This window comes from Pseudarthrobacter sp. B4EP4b (genome assembly GCF_006680095.1).
Lineage (GTDB): Bacteria > Actinomycetota > Actinomycetes > Actinomycetales > Micrococcaceae > Arthrobacter.
In genome coordinates, this window is the sequence record NZ_VHIJ01000022.1 from 65,630 (window position 1) to 87,008 (window position 21,379).

The following is a 21,379-nucleotide window of genomic DNA, read 5'->3' on the forward strand; positions in this document are numbered from 1 at the left end:
ATGCCTTGGGTGCCGCGTTGGTGCTTAGGTGTTTTGGACGTTGGTTTTGGCGTCGGTGGCGCGGTCTTTGACGTCGGTGACGGCGCCTTGGCCTTCGGCTTTGACGTTCTGGACGCCCTCGGTGGCGGTGGTTTTGACGTTTTCCATCGCTTCCTGGGCTGGTTCCTTGAGGTCCTGGACCATGTCCTTGGCGGCGTCGGTGACCTGGGTGGCCAGGGGTTCGGCGGCGGTTTTGAGTTGCTGGGCCGCTTCGCGTTCTTTCTGGCTGGGCGGGATCAGGGACGAGACCAGCATCCCGGCGCCGAACGCGATCAGGCCCGCGGCCAGGGGGTTGCCCTGGGTTTTGGTTTTGACCTGGTCCGGTGCGTGCGAGATCGCGGTGCCGGCGTCGCTGAGTTTGGCCGCGGCGGTGTCCTTGGCCCCGTGCAGGGTGTCCCCGGTGCTGTGCAGGGCATCGGTGGTGTGCCCGGTGCCGCTGTGGACCCGGTCCTGGACCGATGATGTTGCTGAGTCTGCTGCTCCCATGATTCGCTCCTTGACTCCGGTGACGGCGTCTTTGACCTTGTCGGTCTGGCGGTGGACGATGTTGGACGGGGTGACTTTGTCTGCGACCGCGTCCACGTTGGTGCCGAGGCGGGCGCGGGTGGCTTCTATGTCTGAACGGATTGCGTCCGGGTTATCGCTCATCGGTTTACCTCACCTGGTTTTAGGGTTGGGGGAATTTCGGAGAGTGTTTCGCCTGTCTGGGGCAGGCCCTTGATCTGCTTGAGTTCCTTGCGCCCGATCGAGGCCAGGACCGCGGCGATGATGGCCCAGATCACGGCGACGATCACGGCGGCCCAGCCCAGCGGCATCAGGGCGCCCAGGGCGAACATCAGGGCCAGGGACAGGAAGATCAGGACGAAGTGTCCGGCCACGCCGGCCCCGCCGAGCATCCCGGCGCCCTTCCCGGCCTTCGTGGCGGACTGCTTGGCCTCGGCCTTGGCCAGTTCCACTTCCTGCCGCATCAGCGTGGACAGGTCCCTGGTCACCTCACCGAGCAACTCACCCAACGACGCGTTATCCGCTTTCTGATGCGCCTCACTCGGCGGCATCTCCGGAATCTGGCTACTCATCACAGTCCACCAGACTGGCCGTCCCTGGAGCGGTCCCGGGTCAGGGGGTCGCCGGCCATGGGGTCATCGGCAAGGGTACGGTCGCCCAACGGGTCCTCGGCCGTCCGGTTGCCGGACCAGGGTTCTTCTTCCACCAGGTCAGGGCTGCCCAGAGGGCTGGCGGTGGACGCAGCTGTTGGATACATGGTGCCGGCAGCGACGTCGTCGTAACCTGCAGTCGTGGTGGCCGGGCCCGGCTGCTGGACCGGGGGAGGCGGTACTGTTCCGCCGGTCGGGACGTAACCCTCGCTGTACTGGTCGCTGTAAGTGCTGCTGTACTGGTCGCCGTAAGGGCTGGAGTACTGGCCCGAAAGTCCCCTGCTGCTGGTGCCGCTCTGGCTTCCGGTGGCACCGGCGGTGAGGCCGCGGGTGAGCCGGCCTGCCAGGACACCGGCGCCTGCTGCCAGCAGGAGGAAGGTGCCGGGGCGGTTGCGGGCGAATTTCTGGACTTCGCCGAGCAGGTCGCCCGGCTGCCTGTTCTCAAGCCAGGACGCCACCGATTCACTGCGCTGGGCAGCCTGCCGGATCAAATCACTGGCCATGCCCTGCTGATCGGGAGCGCTTGCCATGCTGTGCAACTGGCTGGAAATGGTCCGGATACCTTCTGCCGCCTTCTGCTGCTGCGTCCCGGCCTGGCTGGTCAGTCCGGACTTTGCCTGTGACAGCAGGTCCTGTGCGCTGTACTTCACCTCGGCGGCGACGTTGGCAGCTTCATCTTTGGCAGTGTGGGCGACATTTTGTGCTGAGCCCTTCGCCGTGCGGGCTACATCTGCCGCTTCTTCTTTCGCCGCTTCCTTGCGGGACGTCCCAGCGGTGTCACCCGAGGGTACCTCGCCATATTGGGGCGTGGCGGCGGGCGGGAAAGTGGTGGCGCTTCGCTCGCCCGGGATTCCTGTGGAGGCCGGCGGAGCCGTGTAAGCGGGATCCTCGGGCCATTGGTTCTCTGTCATCTTCGCTCTCTCTTTCCAAGAAGGCCGGTTGTTGATCAAGAACCAGCGATACTGGCCCTAAAATAATAAGCATGATTACTAATAAAAGGTAAGTACGCTTGCTAAGCGAGTTATAAACGGTTCCAAAAAAATCAACCGGAATGGCCTCCGCCGGCCCGGTCACATCTAGGTGGAAGTGGTGGGTATTTTGGACATAGCTCCGTGGGTTTGGGTAGTAATTGCCATAGTTGTGGTGGTGCTGATTGTGCTGCTGCTGCTCGCAACAGGACGACGCCGGAAGGCGATCCAGCAAAAGCGGGACGACGCGCACCGCGAGAAGGCTGCGGAAATCCGACGCGAGGCCCAGGACAGGGAACTGGATGCCCGTGAGCGCGAGGCCAAGGCAACACGTGCCAGGGCGGATGCAGAACAGGCGCAGGTCGAAGCCGCACGCTTGCGCCAACAGGCGGACCAACAGGCCACCGAGGCCAGGACGCTCCGTGACGACGTGGGCGAAAGGACCCGGAAAGCGGATGAGATTGACCCCGATGTCAAGGGAGACCGGGACCGTGATGGCGCCAACCGCGGTGCCGGCAACCGCACTCACGTGGCCCGCGACGCCGCTGATACTGCCCGTGAAGCGGGAGCCGGGAATGGGGCACGCGATGACCGCCGGCAAGGTGATGCCGGTCCGGGCCAGGGCGGCTCGCATGTAGACCGCGAAAATCCGCGTTCAGGCATTTAGGCCGCAAACGGGGCGGAATCCCATCCGGGTGCGGGACGCTGCCTGGCTCCTCGGTGGGACGCCTTGATTGAGTCAGATGCCATGACGGGGTGAGATGCCTTGACGAGGCGTCAGGACGGGGGAGGGAGCCACTCCTTCCCCCGTCCCGATGCCCTCCAGTACGTCCAGCACGGCCTCTATTGACGATTTTTTCGCTTCCCACCCCAGGGTCCGGCGGGCACGGCTTGTGTCCATAACGGGGGCGCCTGCCGCCATCTCAACCCATCCGGAGTCCGTAGGCACGAGGTGGAGCCGCCAGGCGAGGCCCACGAGTTTATGGAGCAGTCCCATGGGAATGGGAAGAATTCTCCGCGCCTGGACGATCCGGGCAAGTTCCTCCGGCGTGAGCACTGGCTCCGCTGCGATGTTGAAAGCTCCAGATGCCCGCTGGTCGATAACCCGCCAGTAGGCCTCGGCGACGTCGTCTGCGTGGACAGCCTGGAAAATGAGGTCGTCCGGGGCGGGCAGCAGGGGAATCCAGGGCCTCCCCGGCAGGAACCGGGGGATGATCGGCCCCAGGAAGTACCTGCCGATCTCGCTCCCTGCGCCACGCTGGAAAATCAGTGCCGGCCTGAGCCTTGCCACGGCGATGCCCGGCTCCGCTGCCGCAAACCTGTCGAGGAGCTCTTCCTGGGCAGCCTTGTGCCGGCTGTAGTGCGAACCCGCCATGCCGGTCGCAGGCCACGATTCATCGGACCGGCGGTCCTTTGGCGCCTTGCTGTACGCGCCCACCGAGGACGCGCAGACCACCTGCTTGACTCCGCCCTTCCGCGCGGCTTCCAGGACGTTTGCCGTTCCGGTGACATTGGTCCGGTACAGCTGGTCCAGGTCCCTGTTCGGCTGGATTTGCCACGCCAGATGCACCACGCAATCAATGCCCGTCAGCGCGGATTCCAACCGGGCCCGGTCGCTTTCCAGGCCAATATCGAGCGTGTGCCAGGCAACCGCAGCGTACGGGGCGCGGGATGTGTCCGGCAGGCGCCTGCTGATGCCTGTCAGCTCCAGGCTTCCCGGCCTGCCGGCGAGTTTCCCGTGCAGGTTGCGCAGCAGCGCGGTTCCTGCATTTCCGCTGGCTCCGGTGATGGCGATGCGCATGGCAAGGCTCCTTGGCAGAAGTGGGCAGTTTTGTCTTACATGCCGAGCCTAATGCTGCGAAGGATTGTTTTATAAGCAGCCTTATGATTTCCTACTGCTAAGTCTTGCCGCAGGCTTTCGGAACCAGACCGAGGGAACCAACGACAATGCCCGAATCTTTCGCCGCGCTTGCCGTGGATAATACGCCCGTCCAGGAGCCGTGCCTGGAACCACCAAGGGAAATCCGGCCCGCCACCAATCAGGGGCGGCTGCGGGAGACCTTCGAAAATGACCTGGTCCTGAGCTATCTGGACCTTGCCGAGGCCTTGGCCGCCCGTTTTGAAGCCCGGGGCCGGGAACGCGCCGACCTGAACCAGGTGGCCTACCTTGGACTGGTAAAGGCCGCTCGCGGCTTCGACCAGTCCAAGGGGGAAAGCTTCCCCGCCTATGCGGCACCCACTATCGCGGGGGAGTTGAAGAGATACCTGCGTGACCGTACGTGGGTGGTCCGGCCTCCGAGGCACATCCAGGACCTCCGCACCAGGATGTTCCGCGTGGAACCGGAGCTGGTCCAGGCGCTGGGCAGGAATCCCAGTGTGGAGGAGCTGGCAGCGGAGCTGGGGGCTGACGCCACCGAAGTCCGGGAAGCCATCTCGGCGTCGAGCAGCATGCACCCGGACTCACTGGACGCAGCCAACCCGCACAGCGACGCCCCGTCCATCGGCGACTTGCTCGCCTGCCCGGAAACGCCATTGGAACGGCTCGAAGACCTGGCCTGCCTTCGCGAGGCGATGCAGGACCTGGATGCCGCGGACCGGGAACTGCTGTACCGCCGCTATTTCTGTGAGGAAACCCAGGTCCAGTTGGGGAAGCGGCTGGGGATGTCGCAGATGCAGGTTTCCCGCCGGCTGGCCCGGGTGCTCGTGGAGCTCCAGCGCCGCCTGTTAAATAGCGGTCACGTGGCCGGCGTCCGGACGGAACCGAGTCGCTCCACTGGCTCTGCCGGCTCCTTCCGGTCCTCGGAGGGAACGACGGGCTCCGCAGCTCCAAGCTCGGTTTCCGGCAAAATTCCATCCCGCCGGACTGCCTCCAGGGCATCATTCGGGGCTGGAAGCTGTTAGTTCCCAAGGCGCGCCGAAGGCGGCCCCGGCACCGGGGGAGCCCGGCGGTGTCCTATCTTGCCTGCTCAAAGGCGAGAAAAGCAGCAGCCCCTGTTTAGGAGCAGCAGCAGTGGGGAACGGAGTGTGTATGGGAAGCTCCGTAACCTCGAAGTTCCGTGCTGTCCTGTTCGACCGGGACGGGACCCTGGTAGTTGATGTGCCCTACAACGGGGATCCCGGCAGGGTGACGCCGATGCCGGGCGCGAAGGCCGTCCTGGACGCCCTTCGGGCCGACGGGGTCGCGATCGGGGTCGTCAGTAACCAGTCTGGAATCGCGCGCGGCCTGATTACCGCCGCCGACGTGGCTGGCGTCAATGCCAGGGTGGAGGAGCTGCTGGGGCCCTTTGATGTGTGGGAAATCTGCCCCCATGCGCAGCAGGACCTCTGCTCCTGCCGCAAGCCCGCACCGGGAATGGTGCACAGTGCCTGCCGCAAGCTTGGCATCCAGGAATCGGAGGCCGCGCTCATCGGCGATATCGGTGCCGACGTGCGCGCCGCCGAAGCCGCCGGAGCAACGGGCGTACTCGTGCCCACCCCCGTGACCCGGCTCGAGGAGGTGGCCGAGGCCCAGCTGGTGGCCCGGAACCTGGCCGAGGCCGTCTCACTGCTCGTAGGGCAGCCCTGATGGGCCGCGTCCTGGTGGCACGCCTGGACAGCATGGGTGATGTCCTGCTGGCCGGGCCCGCTGTACGGGCAGTCGCCAACGGCCGGTTCCGGGACGGCAGCCGCCCGAACCAGGTGGTGATGCTGTGCGGACGGCAGGGCGAGGCGGCGGCGGCAATGCTGCCGGGCGTGGCCGAGGTCTACAGCTGGGACAGCCCGTGGATCATGAATCCCGCTCCCCGGATGACCGGCCCGCACGCAGACAGGCTTATCGAGTATGTCCGTAACTCCCGGATTACCGAGGCCGTCATCCTCACCTCCTTCCACCAGTCACCCCTGCCGCTGGCCCTGCTGCTTCGGCTGGCAGGCGTGGAACGGATCACCGGGGCGTCCACCGATTACGCCGGCTCCCTGCTGGATGTACGGCTCAAGCCCGGCGAGGACTTTCCCGAAGACCAGCCCGAGGCCGAGCGCGCGCTGGGCATCGCCGAAGCGGGCGGGTTCAGGCTGCCTGCCGGGGACGATGGCAAACTCCGCCTCGCATCGGTACCCGGCGTCCGGGACCTCGTGGGTGACGAACCCTACATCGTGGTGCATCCCGGAGCCGCCGTCCCTGCCAGGGCGTGGCCGCCGCTGCACCATGCTGCCGCCGTCGAACTCCTGCAGGGCGCCGGGCACCGGGTGGTGGTGACCGGCGGCCCTGGAGAAACCTCGCTGACGGCGACAGTCGCCGGACCGTCGGCCCTCGACCTTGGCGGCCGCACGGACCTGCACACCCTGGCCGGGGTGATGTCCGGGGCCGACGCCGTGGTCACCGGCAACACCGGTCCGGCACACCTCGCCGCAGCCGTTGGCACTCCGGTGGCCTGCCTCTTTTCGCCGGTGGTACCGGCCATCCGGTGGGCGCCGTATGGAGTCCCGCTGGAGCTGCTCGGGGACCAGAACGCCGCCTGCCGGATGTCCCGCGCCCGGGTCTGCCCCGTGCCGGGCCACCCGTGCCTTGACTCGGTTTCGCCGGAGGAAGTGGTGGCGGCCGTGGAGCGCCTGATCGGCGGGGTGAGCTCCTTCAGTACCCACGTCAGTACCCGTAGAAAGGCCCGCAACAGATGAGAATCCTGCTCTGGCATGTCCACGGTTCATGGACGGACGCGTTTGTGCGTGGCCGTCACGAGTACCTGCTTCCTGTCCTGCCGGGGGGTGGTGCCTGGGGACTGGGCCGTGCCGGCAGGGACTGGCCGGCGTCGGTGCGGGAGGTGGATCCTGCCGCACTGGACGCGGACGCCGTTGACGCCGTCGTCCTGCAGCGCCCTGAGGAAATCGCAGAAGTTGCACGGCTGCTCGGCCGCAGGCCTGGAGTTGACCTGCCGGCCGTGTACGTGGAGCACAACACCCCCAAGGGCGATTTTCCGTTTACCCGGCATCCGCTTGCGGACCAGGACGCCATCCCCCTGGTGCACGTCACGCACTTCAACAAGCTGGCGTGGGATAACGGATCAGCGCGCAGCCTGGTCATCGAACACGGGATTCCAGACCCGGGGCAGCTCTACACCGGCGAGCTGCCGGAGCTGGGCGTGGTGGTGAATGAACCCATCCGCCGCGGCAGGGTCACCGGCACGGACCTCCTGCCCGCATTCGCCTCCGTTGCCCCGCTCCAGGTGTTCGGCATGAAGACCGATGGCCTGGCCGCTGCCGCCGGAATCGACGCCTCCCGGCTGACGGTCCGCGGCGACCTCCAGACCCGCGAGCTGCACCGCGAGCTGGCCCGCTGCCGTGTCTATGTACACCCCATGCGCTGGACCTCCCTGGGATTGTCCCTGCTGGAAGCCATGCACCTGGGCATGCCGGTGGTTGCGCTGGCCACCACCGAAGCCCCGCGGGCCGTGCCGCCGGAGGCCGGCATCGTGTCCGCCGATATCGACGAGCTGCTCCGCTGCGCGCAGCGGCTCGTCGCCAACCCGGATGAAGCCCGACGGCGGGGCGTCGCCGCCCGTGAGGCGGCACTGGAACGCTACAGCCTGGGCAGGTTCCAGGACCGCTGGGATGAGCTCCTCGCGGACCTGGGCGGGGGGACCCTGCACCCGCTTACCGCCAGCAACGACGGCCTGGACGAGAAGATCCTTGTCCCGGCGCGAGAGAGGAAGACCCCATGAAGATCTCAATGATTTCCGAGCACGCCAGTCCGCTGGCGGCGCTGGGCGGGGTGGACGCCGGCGGGCAGAACGTGCACGTTGCCGCGTTGTCCGAAGCACTTGCCAAGCGCGGCCACCACGTTACTGTGTACACCCGCCGGGACGCAACGGAGCTTCCGGAAAGGGTCCGTGTGGGGCGCCGGTTCGAAGTGGTCCACGTGGACGCCGGACCTGCCCGGCACGTCCCCAAGGACGAGCTGCTGCCCTACATGGGCGAGCTTGCCGACGGCGTGGCGCGGGATTGGAGCCAGCGTCCTCCTGATGTGGTGCACGGCCACTTCTGGATGTCCGGCCTGGCAGCCCTGGACGCCGCCCGCCGGCCGGAGCAGGGTTACCGGGTTCCCGTCATCCAGACCTTCCACGCCCTGGGCACGGTCAAGCGGCGGCACCAGGGCGCGGAGGACACCAGCCCGGCCGAACGCCGCTGGCTCGAACCCGGAGTTGGACGGTCCGTGGACCGGATCGTTGCCACCTGCTCCGACGAAGTTTTTGAACTCAAAGCCATGGGCATCAACACGGCAAAGATTTCGATTGCCCCCTGCGGGGTGGACCTCGGCTTCTTTTCCGCAGACGGCCCGGCGGCCGCCAGGCAGCGCAAGCACCGCATCCTCTCCGTGGGCCGCCTGGTGCCGCGCAAGGGCGTGGACCTGGTGATCCGTGCGCTGCCGTACCTCAAGGACGCGGGTTTTGACGACGTCGAACTCCTGATTGTGGGCGGCGGCGCAGAATCAGGCGTGCTGCACGCCGATCCCGAAGTCCGCCGGCTGCTGGAACTTGCCGGGGAACTCGGCGTTGCGGACCACGTAAACCTGCAGGGCCAGGTGTCACGCGGCGAGATGCCCGGCATCTTCCGCAGTGCCGATGCCGTGGTGTGCGCGCCCTGGTACGAGCCTTTCGGCATTGTCCCGCTCGAGGCCATGGCCTGCGGCGTCCCTGTAGTTGCTGCTGCTGTGGGCGGACTCAGGGACACAGTGGTTGACCACGGGACCGGGCTGCACGTGCCGCCGCGGGACCCGGAGGCCATCGCGTCAGCGCTGGCGCTGTTGCTGGAGAACCCCGCCCTGCGGACGGAGCTTGGGGATGCAGGAAAGCGGCGCGCACGCGCCAGGTACTCCTGGGACCGCGTGGCAGCCGAAACCGAAAAGGCCTATCAGCTGGCGGTGGCCGGGGCTGCCCCCGGCGTCGTCCCGATGGAAGGAGCGGCACTGTGACTGCGGAATGGTCCCTTCGTGAAGCCGACCTGCCGGTCCTGGGTCGGCCGGCCCCGCTGCCCGCGGTGCTGCCCGGCGCCACTTTTGTGGATCCGGACAGCGCGGAGGCGGTGCGCGCGCACCTGGACAACGTGGTGCCGGCCCTCGATTCGCTGCGGAGCCAATCCGGCCGCCTGGCCGCCTGGGGAGTGGAGCTGGCCCAGCGGCTGCTGCGCGGCCAGCGGCTCCTCGCCGCCGGCAACGGCGGATCGGCTGCTGAGGCCCAGCACCTCACGGCGGAGCTGGTGGGAAGGTTCGACGGCGAGCGGGTGCCGTTCTCTGCCATCTCGCTGCACGCGGAATCCTCGGCAATGACGGCCATCGCCAATGATTATGGGTACGACGACGTTTTCGCCCGCCAGGTGCGGGCCCACGGCAGGTCCGGCGACGTCCTGATGCTGCTGTCAACCAGCGGCAAGAGCCCCAACCTGCTGCGGGCTGCCGAAGCAGCGTCGCGCCTGAACATCACCACCTGGGCGCTCACGGGGAAGGGCCCCAATCCACTCTCTGACGCCTGCGACGAGGCAGTCATGATTGATGCGCTCAACGCCAACGCCCAGGAGGGCCATCTGATCGCCCTGCATGCCGTCTGCCGCGCCTTTGACCTCGAGGTGGGCCGGCGCGGGTCCGCTGATCCGCTGGCTTTGACAAACCTTGGTGTGCAAAACCAGGGGCTGCAGAAGCGCGGTGGTGTGGCATGAGGATCGTGGTGGTGGGCGATGTGATGCTGGACGTGGACCTGTCCGGTGAAGCCACGCGGCTAAGCCCCGATGCACCCGTGCCCGTGGTGGACGTGTCCGGAGTCAAGCGCCGCGCCGGGGGAGCAGGCCTGGTGGCCCGGATGCTTGCGCAGGACAACTGGCCTGTCACGCTGGTGACGGTTTTGGGCGATGACGACGCCGGCAGGCAGCTTCAAGGGCAGCTCGCCGGAGTGCGGCTCGTGTCCGGTCCCAGCGGTTATGCCTCGCCGGTCAAAACCCGTGTCCGGGCAGGATCGCACCCAGTGGTCCGCTTTGACCAGGGGTGTGGAAAGACTCCCGTCCCGGAGGTCAGCGCGGCCATGCTCCGTGCGGTGGAGAAGGCCGGTGTAATCATCGTGGCCGATTACGGCCGTGGCCTTGCCGCCAACCTTCAATTAAGGGAGCTCCTGGCCCGGATGGCGGATGAGGTTCCCATCGTCTGGGACCCGCACCCCGCCGGGCCGGACCCGGTGCCCGGCGTCGCCGTCGTCACGCCAAACCTGGCTGAAGCCCAGAAGGCCGCGCAGTCGCGCGGCCGGAAGGAAGCCCGGCAGGAAACACCGCAGGAGCCGGCAGCTGTCCGGCTGTCTGCTGCACCGGATCCCGGTAGCGATCCTGCCGCGGAGGCAGGCACTGTCCTGTTGGAAGAATGGGGCAGCCAGGCGGTCCTCGTGACCAAGGGAGAGCACGGCGCTGTCCTGTGCCGGCCCGGCCGCAGCCCGGAACCCGTTCCCGCCCCGAGGGTGGAAGCCGGTGATCCCTGCGGGGCCGGCGACCGGCTTGCCGCCAGCCTTGCCGTGCACCTCCTGGCCGGCCGCGGGCTGGATGAAGCCGCGGTGCTCGCAGTCCACGATGCTGCCGACTTCCTGGCCAACGGCGGGGTATCCGCCCTTCCGGATGCCGGGGAGCCCGCGCCGGTCCAGCCCCGCATCAGCGACCCGCTGCTGCTGGCCCGCGCCGTGCGGGAAAGCGGCGGCAAGGTGGTGGCCACCGGCGGGTGCTTCGACCTGCTGCATGCCGGACATGTCCGGTCCCTGGCGGCTGCCCGCGAACTCGGGGACTGCCTGATCGTGTGCCTGAACTCGGACGATTCCGTGCGGCGGCTGAAGGGGCCGGAGCGGCCCATCATCGGCCAGCACGACCGCGCCGAGCTGCTCCTCGCGATGGAATGCGTGGACGCCGTGATGGTCTTCGACGAAGACACTCCTGAGGCCGCCCTGGAACGCCTCCGCCCGGACATCTGGGTCAAAGGCGGCGACTACAAGGGCGCCAGCCTGCCCGAGGCCCCCTTGGTGGAGAGCTGGGGCGGACGCTGCCTGACGGTCCCCTACCACCCTGCACGGTCCACCACCGGCCTGGCCGATGCCCTCGCCAAAGTGAGCTGACCGCTAAAAGTCAGCTGATTGCACCAAAGAGTTTTGAATTCCCAATCGAAAGGAACACCATGACTGCCGATGTGAAATCACCCGGACGTGTACTTGTGACCGGAGGCGCCTCCGGACTGGGAGCCGCCGTCGTCGACGCTGTCCTGAAGGCAGGCGGCACCCCCGTGGTGCTGGACCGCGACATCAGCAACGTGTCCGCCGTCAAGGCATTCGAAGTGGACGTCGCGGACCGCCTGGCAGTGGAGGCCGCCGTCAAGGAAGCCGCCGAAACACTGGGCGGGCTCGAAGCCGTGGTGACGGCCGCCGGCATCGACCGGTGCGGCAAGCTGGCCGACGTTGAGGCCACGGAATGGGAAAAAGTGATCGGGGTCAACCTGATGGGTACCGTCTCCGTGGTGCGGGCGGCCCTGCCCTACCTCAAGTCCTCCCACGGCCGGGTGGTGACTGTCGCCTCCACGCTGGGCAAGCGTGCCGTGGCCGATGCCACCGCCTATTGCGCGTCCAAGTTCGGCGTGGTGGGCTTCAGCCATGCGCTCGCAGCGGAGACCGGCGGTGAGATCGGCGTGACCACCATGATTCCCGGCGGCATGAAGACGCGCTTCTTCGACGACCGTACCGAGCAGTACAAGCCGCAGGACGATTCACGGCTCAACGACCCCAACAACGTGGCGCAGGCGATCCTCTTTGCGTTGTCCCAGCCCGCTGGCTGCGAGGTCCGCGAAATGCTGATCTGCCATGAAGAAGAGGGCTCCTGGCCCTAAACGCCAAGAGGACCCACGCCGGAACCGACGGGAGGAACATCATGCCCAGCATCGCCACAGACACCACTGCACAAGATTCCACCGCACAGGACGCCACCGCTCAGGACTCCACTGTGCAGGACAAAACTGCACAACCGGAAGCAACTGACAGCAACGGCATCACCGTCCTGAACCCCAGGACCGGTGACGTCCTGTGGACCGTGCCGGAAGCGGAACCGGCCGCAGTGACCCATGCCGTGGAAGTGGCACGGAGGGCTTCAGCTGAGTGGGCCTCCACTGCTCCGGGGGAACGCGGCGCCGCCCTCCGGAAGGCGGCGAAAGCACTTGAAGCAGCCGCGCAGGAACTGGCCGAACTCAACTTCAGCGAAACGGGCCGGCCGGTGGACGAGTCGCTCGCCGGCATCGGCGCGGGGGTTTCCACCCTGGAGCAGTACGCGGAACTGGGCCCTGTCCACCGCGGCCACAGCCTGCGCGGCAACCGGCTCGCTGCCGACTACACGGTGGCCGAGCCGCGCGGCGTGGCTGCCCTCCTGACACCGTGGAATGACCCGGTGGCGGTGGCATGCGGCCTGATCGGGGCTGCGCTGGTGACCGGCAACACCGCTGTGCACAAGCCGAGCGAGCGCTGCCCGCGGCTGGGTGAGGCACTGGGCGAAGTCCTGGCTCCTGCCTTTCCGCCCGGCGTGTTCCAGACGGTGTCCGGCGGTGCGGACGTCGGGGCACTTCTGACGCAGTCCGAGGTGGACGTGATCGCGCATGTCGGCTCCAGCGCGGCGGGTGCGCGGATCGCCAGGGCGGGCGTGCTGACCGGCGCCCATGTGATCCGGGAGAACGGCGGCAACGATCCGTTGCTGGTGGACCGCGACGTGGACCCCGTGTGGGCAGCCGGGCAGGCCGCAATCGGTGCGTTCAGCAACAGCGGGCAGATCTGCGTGGCCGTGGAACGGATCTACGTTCACCAGGAGATCGCAGCGGAGTTCTGCGCTGCCCTGGAAACGGAAGCGGCCCTGCGCAACAACAACGGGACGGTTGCCCCGCTGGTGGATCTCCGAATGCGGGACGAGGTCCACGCCCAGGTGGCCGACGCGCTGCGGCAGGGCGCACGGGCGGTGGAGGGCGGCACCCTTCCCGACGGACCGGGCTCCTTCTACCCGGCCACCGTCCTGCTGGACTGCACCGACAAGATGCAGATCATGACTGAGGAAACCTTCGGGCCCATCGCGCCGGTGCAGGTAGTGGAATCGTTCGACGACGGGCTGCGCCTCGCGTGCAGCGGCAAGTACGGCCTTGCCGCCACAGTCCTGAGCGGCAACATCGCCCACATCCAGCAGGCAGTGGCCGCGCTCCCGGTAGGCACGGTAAAGATCAACGAAGTGTTCGGCGGCGCCCCGGGCGGTGCGGCCCAGCCGCGCGGCGAAAGCGGCGCCGGCTTTGGCTACGGCCCGGAGCTCCTGGACGAATTCAGCCGGGTGAAAGTGGTGCACATAGCCGCGCCGCCGGAATCAACAAAGGACAATTCGGGCGCTGCTCCTGATGGCCCCGGCCCCGAATCTGCAGCCGATGAACAGGACAACTCATGAGCCTGCACCCCGAGAACCTGCCGGTGGACCCTGCCGTGGCGGACCTGTCCACGCAGCGGGCGCTGTCCGAGTGGCTGCCCGGCCGGCTGGCAGCGGAGCAGCCGGCCGTCCTGGTGATCGGCGACCTGATGCTGGATGGCTGGTGGAGCGGCAGCATCGAGCGGCTGTGCCGTGAGGCCCCCGCCCCGGTGGTGGACCTCCAGGTCCGGGAGTCCGTCCCCGGCGGGGCAGCAAATACGGCCATGAACCTGGCTGCCCTCGGAGCCAGGGTTTCGGTGGCAGGCATCGTCGGAACCGATGATGCCGGCGAGGACCTGCGCAGCCAGCTCGTCGCGGCCGGCATCGACGTGACCCACCTCCACAGCCACCCGGACATGGTGACCACCACCAAGATCCGGATCAGCAGCGGCGGCCAGGTGATGCTCCGCCTCGACGACTCCGCCAAGGCGGTGCCGGCGGAGGCGCTGGAGGCGCTGGCAGCTTCGGTGCGTGCCGCCGTCGAACGCCAGGACGCGGTGCTGGTGTGCGACTACGGCAAGGGTGTGCTTGCCGGGCCCGTCCACAAAGGTTTGATCGATGCGTTGGGGGAGAGGCCCGTTCCACTGGGGGAACGCCCGCTGCTGGTGGTGGACTCCCATGATCCCCGCCCATGGGCACCACTGCGCCCGGACCTGGTGACGCCCAACGCGCAGGAAGCCGCCCGGATGCTGGACCTGCGGCTTCCGGACGGCCAGGACCGGGTGGAAGCTGTCAGCGCGCACTCGGAGGAGTTGCTGGCAGCCACCGGTGCGGCCGCCGTGGTGGTCACCCTGGACCGGGACGGCACCGTGCTGTTAAGGCCCGACGGCGTCACGCACCGTACGTGGGCGCGGCCGGCCGCCGAGAAGCAGGCGTCCGGTGCCGGCGACACGTTCGTTGCGGCGCTGACGCTTGCGCGCGCGGCCGGGTTGCCGCTGACGGCCAGCCTGGACCTTGCCCAGTCGGCCGCGGACGTGGTGGTGCACCAGCCGGGAACCTCCGTCTGCAGTACGGGCCAACTCAGCCGGTACCTGAAGGCGTTTGCTGACACTGCCCTTGGTGCCGACGAGCTGGAACGGCAGCTGGAACTTCACCGGTCGCAGGGCCAGCGGATTGTGCTTACCAATGGCTGCTTCGACGTGCTTCACAGCGGCCACACCCGATACCTCAACCAGGCCAAGCAGCTGGGCGACGTCCTGGTGGTGGCGCTGAACAGCGACGATTCCGTACGGAAACTCAAGGGTGCCGGCCGCCCCATCAACTCCATGGCGGACCGTGCGGCGGTGGTGGCGGCCTTGAGCTGCGTGGACTACGTGACAGTGTTCGACACCCCCACGGCGGCACCGCTCATCCGGCAGCTCCGGCCCGAGGTGTACGCGAAGGGCGGGGACTACAGTCCGGAAATGCTGGCCGAGACGCCCGCCGTGGAGGAATACGGCGGCAGGGTGGCCATCCTTGACTACGTGGCTGAGCGGTCCACCACTGCCGTGGTGAAACGGATCCGGGAGGGCGAGGGGGCCGTGCCCGGCAACTAAGGTGCCAGCTGTATCAAGCGGCAACTAAGGTTGAACCATGACTGAAGCGCGGCACGGGTAATGGCTAAACGCGGAAGGTCAGGGGGCCGGAACGGCATGCGTGCGGTAGCCGGAGTGGTTGACGTGCCCGCGGGTTCCCGCCAGAGCGGACCTGTTGAAGGTGTGTATTACATCGACACCGGGGACTGCGAGCTGATCGCGGACCAGGACAACTCCACCGGCTGGCTCCTGAAGATCAACGGCGTCATGAGCTCCCACATCGACCTGGCGGACCCGCTGTTCCTGGACTTCGAGTACATGCGTTGGATGTCCGCGCTGATCGAGTCGCGCTGGCCGCCGTCGGGCGTTTCCGGCACGCAGCAGAAGCTGCGCGGCCTGCACCTGGGCGGCGGGGCCTGCTCGCTGGCCCGCTACTTCCATGCCGTGTACCCGGACGCCCGGCAGGTGGTGGTGGAGCTGGATGGCAAGCTCGCGGAGTACGTGCGTGACTGGTTCGACCTGCCCAAGGCGCCGCTGCTACGGCTGCGGGTGGGGGAGGCCCGCGAGGTCACCGAAACCCTGACCGCCGATACCCGGGACTTCATCATCCGGGACGTTTTTGCCGGCGCCTTCACCCCGCGGGCGCTGACCACGGCCGAGTTCACCGACCATGCCAAACGGGTGCTGGCGCCGGGCGGACTCTACATGGTGAACTCCGGCGATGCGCCGGACCTTAAGAACGCCCGCGAGGACGCCGCCACCATCGCGGCCGCCTTCAAATACACGGTGATCATCGCGGACCCCGCCATGCTCAAGGGCCGCCGCTACGGAAACATGGTGATGGCCGGCAGTGACGTCCCGTTTGGCGACGACCCCAAGCTGCACCGCCGGCTCCTGGGCGGAGCCGTCCCGGCCCACCTCTGGGACGACGACCAGGTCCGGGCGTTCGCGGCGGGCTCCCCAGTCCGCCACGACCCGGTTGCCGGTGATTGAGCCGTCAACCGGCGAATGAGCTATCACCCGGTGATTGAGCTTGTCGAAATCCAGGTTTCGCTCCCCACCAGCACCCTAAGCTCGCAAGCTCGCTGAGGGAACCCTGCTGGCGGGGCCCCGCCTCAACCAGCGGAGTTTCCCCGGCCCAGCAGCCAGTCCCGGTGCTCCGCCATCTGCTCGCGGAGCGCCTGGACTACGGCGGCCACGGCCGGGCGGCGCAGTGAGTCCGGCCGCAGCACCATCCAGTACGGCAATAGTTCGGCGATTTCGGCGGGCAGCAGGCGCACCAGGTCCCCGTGAAGATCGCCCATAAAGCAGGGCAGGAAACCGATCCCTGCTCCGGCGCGGGTTGCCTCCACGTGGACAAAGACGTTGGTGGAGGTCAGGCCGTCGCGCATGGCGGGCACCAGCCGGCGGGGTGCATCGAGGTCGTCCACCTGGAGCATGGAGTCCACAAAGTAGACCAGCGGGTGCTCGTTGAGTTCGGCCACTGTGGCCGGGGTTCCGTGTTCGGCCAGGTAGGCGCGGGAGGCGTACATTCCCAGCATGTAGTCGCCCAGCCGCACGGCCTCGGCCCGGTGCACCTGGGGTTCGCCCACCACCACTTCGATGTCCAGGCCTGAGCGCTGCTGCAGCGCCCGCCGGGTCATGGTCACCACCTCCACGCTGAGGCCAGGGTGGCCACGCCGGAGCCGGGCTACAGCCGGGGCGGCAATGTAGGCACTGAACCCGTCCGTGGCGGTCATACGCACGACGCCGGTAATCGGGTCGGGTGCCTGGCCTTCTGCTCCCAGCGTGCCCATCACAGCCTCTACCTGTTCGGCCACCTGGACCGCCTGGGCGCCGAGGTCCGTCAGCTCCCAGCCGCCGGTGGCCCGTGCAAGGACGCGGCCGCCGAGCGCCTTCTCCAACGCGGCTATCCTGCGTGAGACGGTGGTGTGGTTGAGGCCCAGGGCCTGCGCCGCCGTCGTAAATTTTGCGGAACGGGACACCGCCAAAAGGACCAGCAAGTCATCAGGGTTGGCTTTCATATCTGCAATTCTGCACATACTTGGTGCCGGTTTGGCTATTGAAGCTGATTGTCTGTGCAGCAATACTCAGGGGAGCCATTCAGGTGCTGGAGATCACAGCACGTGTCACCGTGGACACTTAGGAGAAACCCCATGAGCGTTGAACAACGCCCGGCGGACAATACTGCCGGACCTGCATCCAAAGGATCCGGACTAAAGAAAATCGTGGCCGCCTCAATGGTGGGCACGGTAGTGGAGTGGTACGAGTTCTTCCTCTACGCCACCGCCGCCACCCTGGTGTTCGGCAAGTACTTCTTCCCGGCCACCGGGAACGAACTGGACGGCATTATCCAGGCCTTCCTTACCTACGCCGTCGGCTTCGTGGCGCGGCCCCTGGGCGGGATTGTGTTCGGCCAGATTGGCGACAAACTGGGCCGCAAGCCCACGCTGCAGCTCACCATCGTGATTGTGGGTGTGGCAACGTTCCTGATGGGCTGCCTGCCCGGCTTCGCCGATATCGGCTACCTCGCACCGGCCCTGCTCGTGGCACTGCGCTTCATCCAGGGCTTTGCGCTGGGCGGCGAATGGGGCGGAGCGGTGCTGCTGGTTGCCGAGCACAGCCCCAACAAGTCACGCGCCTTCTGGTCCAGCTGGCCACAGGCCGCCGTGCCGGTGGGCAATCTTCTGGCTACCCTGGTGCTGTTCATCATGTCCACAACCCTCAGCAGCGAGGCGTTCCTTGGCTGGGGCTGGCGCGTGGCGTTCTGGCTCTCCGCCGTGATCGTGTTCGTTGGCTACTACATCCGCACCCACGTCACCGAAGCCCCCATCTTCCTGGAGGCCAAGGCCCTGGTGGAGAAAGAGCAGGCGGTCAGCTACGGCGTTTTCGAAGTGGTCCGTAAGTACCCCAAGGGCATCTTCCAGGCCATGGGCCTGCGCTTCGCCGAAAACATCATGTACTACCTGGTGGTCAGCTTCGCGATCGTCTACCTCAAGACCGTCCACAAGTACGACACCTCCTCGCTCCTGCTGGCCCTCCTGATCGCCCACGTCATCCACTTCCTGGTGATCCCGCAGGTGGGGCGCCTGGCGGACAAATTCGGACGCAAGCCGGTGTACTTGTTCGGCGCGGTGTCCGGCGCGGCCTGGCCCTTCTTCGCCTTCCCGATGTTTGATACCCGCAGCCCGGTTGTGATCGTGGCGGCCGTGACCATCGGGCTCTGCCTCCACGCCTTTATGTACGCCGGCCAGCCGGCCATCATGGCTGAACTGTTCCCCACCCGCATGCGCTACTCCGGCGTCTCGCTCGGCTCCCAGGTGACCTCCATCTTCGCCGGCTCGCTCGCGCCCCTGCTTGCCACCCAGTGGCTGAAGGACACCGGGTCCTGGGTGCCCACCGCCATCTACCTGGTGGTGGCCTGCGCCATCACCGCGGCGGCAGTGCTGAGCCTGCGGGAAACCAAGGGCATCGCCCTGGAGGAAGTGGACAAGGCCGACGCCGCCCGCGAAGGCCTGCTCCCCGCCAGGACCCGCTAAGCTGCCTGGGCAGCTGGAGACTTCCGATGGACAATCGCAAGGGAACTGCAATGGACAACAACATGTTGAATGGCCGCAAGGCCCTGGTCACCGGGGGAGCCAGCGGAATCGGCGCCGCGTGCGTCCGCGAGCTTGCCGCACGCGGGGCGAAAGTGATGGTGGCCGACGTCGATGCCGCCGGAGCCGCCGCGCTCGCCGACGAGGTGGGCGGCACCTCCTGGACTGTTGACCTGCTGGACGTGGACTCGCTCGCCACCCTGAGCCTGGACTGCGACATCCTGGTGAACAACGCCGGGATCCAGCGCATCAGCCCCATTGAGGAGTTTGATCCCGTGCAGTTCCGCCGGATCATCACCCTGATGCTGGAGGCTCCGTTCCTGCTGATTCGAGCGGCCCTGCCGCACATGTACAGCAACGGCTTCGGGCGGATCATCAACCTGTCCTCGGTGCACGGGATCCGGGCCTCTCCTTTCAAGAGCGCATACGTTGCCGCCAAGCACGGCCTGGAAGGGTTGAGCAAGGTGACGGCGCTCGAAGGCGGCGAACACGGAGTCACGTCCAACTGCATCAACCCCGGCTACGTCCGGACGGCGCTGGTGGAGAAGCAGATTGCGGACCAGGCCCAGGTACACGGCATCCCCGAATCCGAGGTGCTGGCCAAAGTGATGCTCACCGAGTCTGCCATCAAGCGCCTGGTGGAGCCCGAGGAGGTTGCGTCCCTGGTCGCCTGGCTTGCTTCCGGCCACGCCGGCATGGTTACCGGCGCCAGTTACACGATGGACGGCGGCTGGTCGGCCCGGTAGCATCTGCCGGCGGGCAACACCCGCCGGCAGCAACACCTCAGCGGCAGCTCAGTCCAGCTGCCGCACTTGGCGGTGATCGTAGAACACCACTCCGTGGGCGGTTTTCACGCCCACGGAGTTGCGTTGCCGGAGCACCACGATTCCCTCGCGCCGGCCGCTAAAGGGATCATCCCCCACCACTGCATCGCCGATCTTGAACGGGGACCGCGGGGTGAGGGCGGTCCTTGCCCGGTCCCACGCTTTTACCGCGGCCGTGGCAAGACTGATGGGCTGGCCCATGCCGGCCGGGTCGGGGACATAAGTTTTCACCATACGTACCAACTCCTCGCGGGCGGCAGCGAAGCCACCCACTGGCGGTGCAGGTTAACCGGAACGCTCCCAGCAGAGGGCGGCCCTCCCATTCCGGTTGGCACCTTACGCCAAAGCTATGCGCTATTCACACCAGTCACACCAGTAACATGTACCCGCTTTTTCCATGCGGGACTACTTGCTTGGGTTCTCCCGCCGGGCACCAGCGGATCGTGCCCGGTCAGCGGGGGCCGTTGACTATTTCTTCCGCGTTCTCGAATGCCCACGCCACCAGCGGAACCAGCAGCGCGCTCAGTTCGTAGCCGCGCTCGGTCAGGCTGTAATCCACCCGCGGCGGAATGACGGGCTGGGCTTTCCGGCTGACCAGGCCGTCACGCTCGAGCGTCTTGAGGGTCTGTGCCAGCATCTTCTCGCTGATGCCCTCGGCCCGCCGCCGCAGCTCACTCCACCGCTGCTCACCCTCGGACAACGCCAGCAGGATCAGTACGCCCCATTTGCTGGTGATATGGTCCAGGACCGTCCGGCTGGGGCACCCGGCCGGGAACACGCCGTCGGCAAGCGCGACGGGAAGGGGTGCGGAAAGGGCAGTAGCGGAGGTACTTACTTCCATACCAGTACCTTACCTGAAAGTGCGTACTCTCTTTCGGGAAGTATCGGGAAGGTGTCGTGGTTGTGCTCCATGAACAACCCCAACGGAAGGAAATTTCATGAGCATCGTCGTCACCGGCGCAACCGGCAAACTGGGCCGCCACGTAGTCGAGGCACTGCTGGAGCGCAATGTTCCCGCGCAGGAGATCGTGGCCACCGGGCGCTCCCTTGAAAAGCTCGCAGACTTCGCGGAGCGCGGTGTCCAGGTAAAGGGCATTGATTACGCTGATCCCGCCTCCGTGGCCCAGGCCCTGAAGGGTGCCTCCAAGGTCCTCCTCATTTCCGGCAGCGAGGTAGGCCAGCGGGTGGAGCAACACCGCACTGTGATTGAAGCCGCAAAGGCCGAAGGTGTTGAACTGCTTGCCTACACCAGCATCGCCAACGCGGACACCACGTCAATGAAGCTGGCCGGCGAGCACCAGGCCACGGAAGCCATCCTGCGGGAATCCGGTGTTCCTTTTGTCCTCCTGCGTAACGGCTGGTACCTGGAGAACTACACCGAGCAGCTGCCCGGCACGCTTGCCCAGGGTGCCGTCGCCGGAAGTGCAGGCGAAGGCCGCGTCAGTGCAGCGTCGCGCGCGGACTATGCCCACGCGGCTGCCGCCGTCCTGGTTGCCGATGACCAGGCAGGCAAGATCTACGAACTCGGTGGCGACGAGCCGTTCACCATGGCTGAGCTGGCCGCCGAGATCACCGCTGCCGCAGGAAAGCATGTCGCCTACCAGGACCTCCCGGCCCAGGAATATGCCGGAATGCTGGCCGGTTTCGGCGTGCCGGAGGCATTCGCGGATATCCTCGCCGATTCCGATCTCGGGATTGCCCGGGGCGACCTCCTGGTCAGCAGCGGGGACCTGCGCACGCTGATCGGCCGCCCGACGACGTCACTGGGCGAAGCTGTGCGGGCCGCCGCTGCGACTGCCTAGGTTTCAGCTTCGCTGA

Annotated in this window: 22 protein-coding genes; 15 read left to right on the forward strand and 7 right to left on the reverse strand. The window is 66.9% G+C overall.

The features are described 5' to 3' along the window. Positions 1-24: 24 nt before the first annotated feature. Genes FNL14_RS08115 through FNL14_RS08125 form a run of 3 tightly spaced genes read right to left on the reverse strand, consistent with a single transcriptional unit; the run spans position 25 to position 2,104 of the window. Positions 25-687 (reverse strand): DUF3618 domain-containing protein, encoded by a 663-nt coding sequence (locus FNL14_RS08115; RefSeq protein ID WP_142059124.1) that lies wholly within the window; start codon positions 685-687, stop codon positions 25-27. After that, entirely contained in the window at positions 684-1,115 is a 432-nt protein-coding gene (locus FNL14_RS08120) for a phage holin family protein (protein WP_181762570.1), read from the reverse strand. Before FNL14_RS08120 ends, FNL14_RS08115 begins: the two co-directional genes overlap by 4 nt. After that, positions 1,115-2,104, reverse strand: coding sequence for a hypothetical protein (locus FNL14_RS08125; RefSeq protein WP_142059126.1), 990 nt, complete (start codon positions 2,102-2,104; stop codon positions 1,115-1,117). The genes FNL14_RS08120 and FNL14_RS08125 overlap by 1 nt, the downstream gene beginning before the upstream one ends. 178 nt (positions 2,105-2,282) lie before the next feature. Between FNL14_RS08125 and FNL14_RS08130 the strand changes: the two genes are divergently transcribed. Next, positions 2,283-2,828: a hypothetical protein gene (locus FNL14_RS08130; protein WP_142059128.1), complete on the forward strand. Its 546-nt coding sequence runs from the start codon at positions 2,283-2,285 to the stop codon at positions 2,826-2,828. Between the two features lie 72 nt (positions 2,829-2,900). Here the strand turns inward: FNL14_RS08130 and FNL14_RS08135 are convergent, their stop codons facing one another. Beyond that, on the reverse strand, positions 2,901-3,962 hold the full coding sequence (locus tag FNL14_RS08135) for an NAD-dependent epimerase/dehydratase family protein (protein WP_142059130.1): 1,062 nt from the start codon (positions 3,960-3,962) through the stop codon (positions 2,901-2,903). Positions 3,963-4,108: 146 nt separating this feature from the next. Here FNL14_RS08135 and FNL14_RS08140 point away from each other — a divergent pair, with 146 nt between their 5' ends. The 11 genes from FNL14_RS08140 (at position 4,109) to FNL14_RS08190 (ending at position 16,134) form a co-directional block, all read left to right on the forward strand. Next, a complete protein-coding gene (locus FNL14_RS08140) occupies positions 4,109-5,062 on the forward strand; it encodes a sigma-70 family RNA polymerase sigma factor (RefSeq protein ID WP_142059132.1) in 954 nt (317 codons plus the stop codon). A 127-nt stretch (positions 5,063-5,189) separates the two neighbouring features. Next, entirely contained in the window at positions 5,190-5,726 is a 537-nt protein-coding gene (locus tag FNL14_RS08145) for an HAD-IIIA family hydrolase (RefSeq protein ID WP_142059134.1), read from the forward strand. Further along, on the forward strand, positions 5,726-6,814 hold the full coding sequence (locus FNL14_RS08150) for a glycosyltransferase family 9 protein (RefSeq protein WP_142059136.1): 1,089 nt from the start codon (positions 5,726-5,728) through the stop codon (positions 6,812-6,814). Before FNL14_RS08145 ends, FNL14_RS08150 begins: the two co-directional genes overlap by 1 nt. After that, positions 6,811-7,854, forward strand: a complete 1,044-nt coding sequence (locus FNL14_RS08155; protein ID WP_142059138.1) for a glycosyltransferase — start codon at positions 6,811-6,813, stop codon at positions 7,852-7,854. The genes FNL14_RS08150 and FNL14_RS08155 overlap by 4 nt, the downstream gene beginning before the upstream one ends. Next, entirely contained in the window at positions 7,851-9,104 is a 1,254-nt protein-coding gene (locus FNL14_RS08160) for a glycosyltransferase (protein WP_142059142.1), read from the forward strand. Before FNL14_RS08155 ends, FNL14_RS08160 begins: the two co-directional genes overlap by 4 nt. Then, a complete protein-coding gene (locus FNL14_RS08165; RefSeq protein ID WP_255470742.1) occupies positions 9,101-9,844 on the forward strand; it encodes an SIS domain-containing protein in 744 nt (247 codons plus the stop codon). The genes FNL14_RS08160 and FNL14_RS08165 overlap by 4 nt, the downstream gene beginning before the upstream one ends. After that, on the forward strand, positions 9,841-11,268 hold the full coding sequence (locus FNL14_RS08170; RefSeq protein WP_142059144.1) for a PfkB family carbohydrate kinase: 1,428 nt from the start codon (positions 9,841-9,843) through the stop codon (positions 11,266-11,268). The genes FNL14_RS08165 and FNL14_RS08170 overlap by 4 nt, the downstream gene beginning before the upstream one ends. Positions 11,269-11,327: 59 nt before the next feature. Then, complete coding sequence (locus FNL14_RS08175; RefSeq protein ID WP_091420883.1) at positions 11,328-12,029, forward strand: SDR family oxidoreductase; 702 nt, start codon at positions 11,328-11,330, stop codon at positions 12,027-12,029. A 41-nt stretch (positions 12,030-12,070) separates the two neighbouring features. After that, positions 12,071-13,609 carry an aldehyde dehydrogenase gene (locus tag FNL14_RS08180; RefSeq protein WP_142059146.1) on the forward strand — a complete coding sequence of 513 codons (1,539 nt, stop codon included), beginning with the start codon at positions 12,071-12,073 and terminating at the stop codon, positions 13,607-13,609. After that, entirely contained in the window at positions 13,606-15,162 is a 1,557-nt protein-coding gene (rfaE2, locus tag FNL14_RS08185; protein WP_142059148.1) for a D-glycero-beta-D-manno-heptose 1-phosphate adenylyltransferase, read from the forward strand. The genes FNL14_RS08180 and rfaE2 overlap by 4 nt, the downstream gene beginning before the upstream one ends. A 60-nt stretch (positions 15,163-15,222) precedes the next feature. Further along, complete coding sequence (locus tag FNL14_RS08190; protein ID WP_142059150.1) at positions 15,223-16,134, forward strand: spermidine synthase; 912 nt, start codon at positions 15,223-15,225, stop codon at positions 16,132-16,134. A gap of 122 nt (positions 16,135-16,256) precedes the next feature. Here the strand turns inward: FNL14_RS08190 and FNL14_RS08195 are convergent, their stop codons facing one another. Next, entirely contained in the window at positions 16,257-17,165 is a 909-nt protein-coding gene (locus FNL14_RS08195) for a LysR family transcriptional regulator (RefSeq protein ID WP_142059152.1), read from the reverse strand. 132 nt (positions 17,166-17,297) lie between these two features. Between FNL14_RS08195 and FNL14_RS08200 the strand changes: the two genes are divergently transcribed. Beyond that, positions 17,298-18,680, forward strand: a complete 1,383-nt coding sequence (locus tag FNL14_RS08200) for an MFS transporter (protein WP_142059154.1) — start codon at positions 17,298-17,300, stop codon at positions 18,678-18,680. 50 nt (positions 18,681-18,730) lie between these two features. After that, positions 18,731-19,483 carry a 3-hydroxybutyrate dehydrogenase gene (locus FNL14_RS08205; protein WP_142059156.1) on the forward strand — a complete coding sequence of 251 codons (753 nt, stop codon included), beginning with the start codon at positions 18,731-18,733 and terminating at the stop codon, positions 19,481-19,483. 48 nt (positions 19,484-19,531) lie between these two features. Here the strand turns inward: FNL14_RS08205 and FNL14_RS08210 are convergent, their stop codons facing one another. Then, positions 19,532-19,795, reverse strand: coding sequence for a hypothetical protein (locus FNL14_RS08210; protein ID WP_091420898.1), 264 nt, complete (start codon positions 19,793-19,795; stop codon positions 19,532-19,534). Positions 19,796-20,012: 217 nt separating this feature from the next. Further along, positions 20,013-20,402, reverse strand: a complete 390-nt coding sequence (locus tag FNL14_RS08215) for a helix-turn-helix domain-containing protein (RefSeq protein ID WP_091420900.1) — start codon at positions 20,400-20,402, stop codon at positions 20,013-20,015. Positions 20,403-20,499: 97 nt separating this feature from the next. Between FNL14_RS08215 and FNL14_RS08220 the strand changes: the two genes are divergently transcribed. Next, positions 20,500-21,363 (forward strand): SDR family oxidoreductase, encoded by an 864-nt coding sequence (locus tag FNL14_RS08220; protein ID WP_142059157.1) that lies wholly within the window; start codon positions 20,500-20,502, stop codon positions 21,361-21,363. Positions 21,364-21,379: the final 16 nt, after the last annotated feature.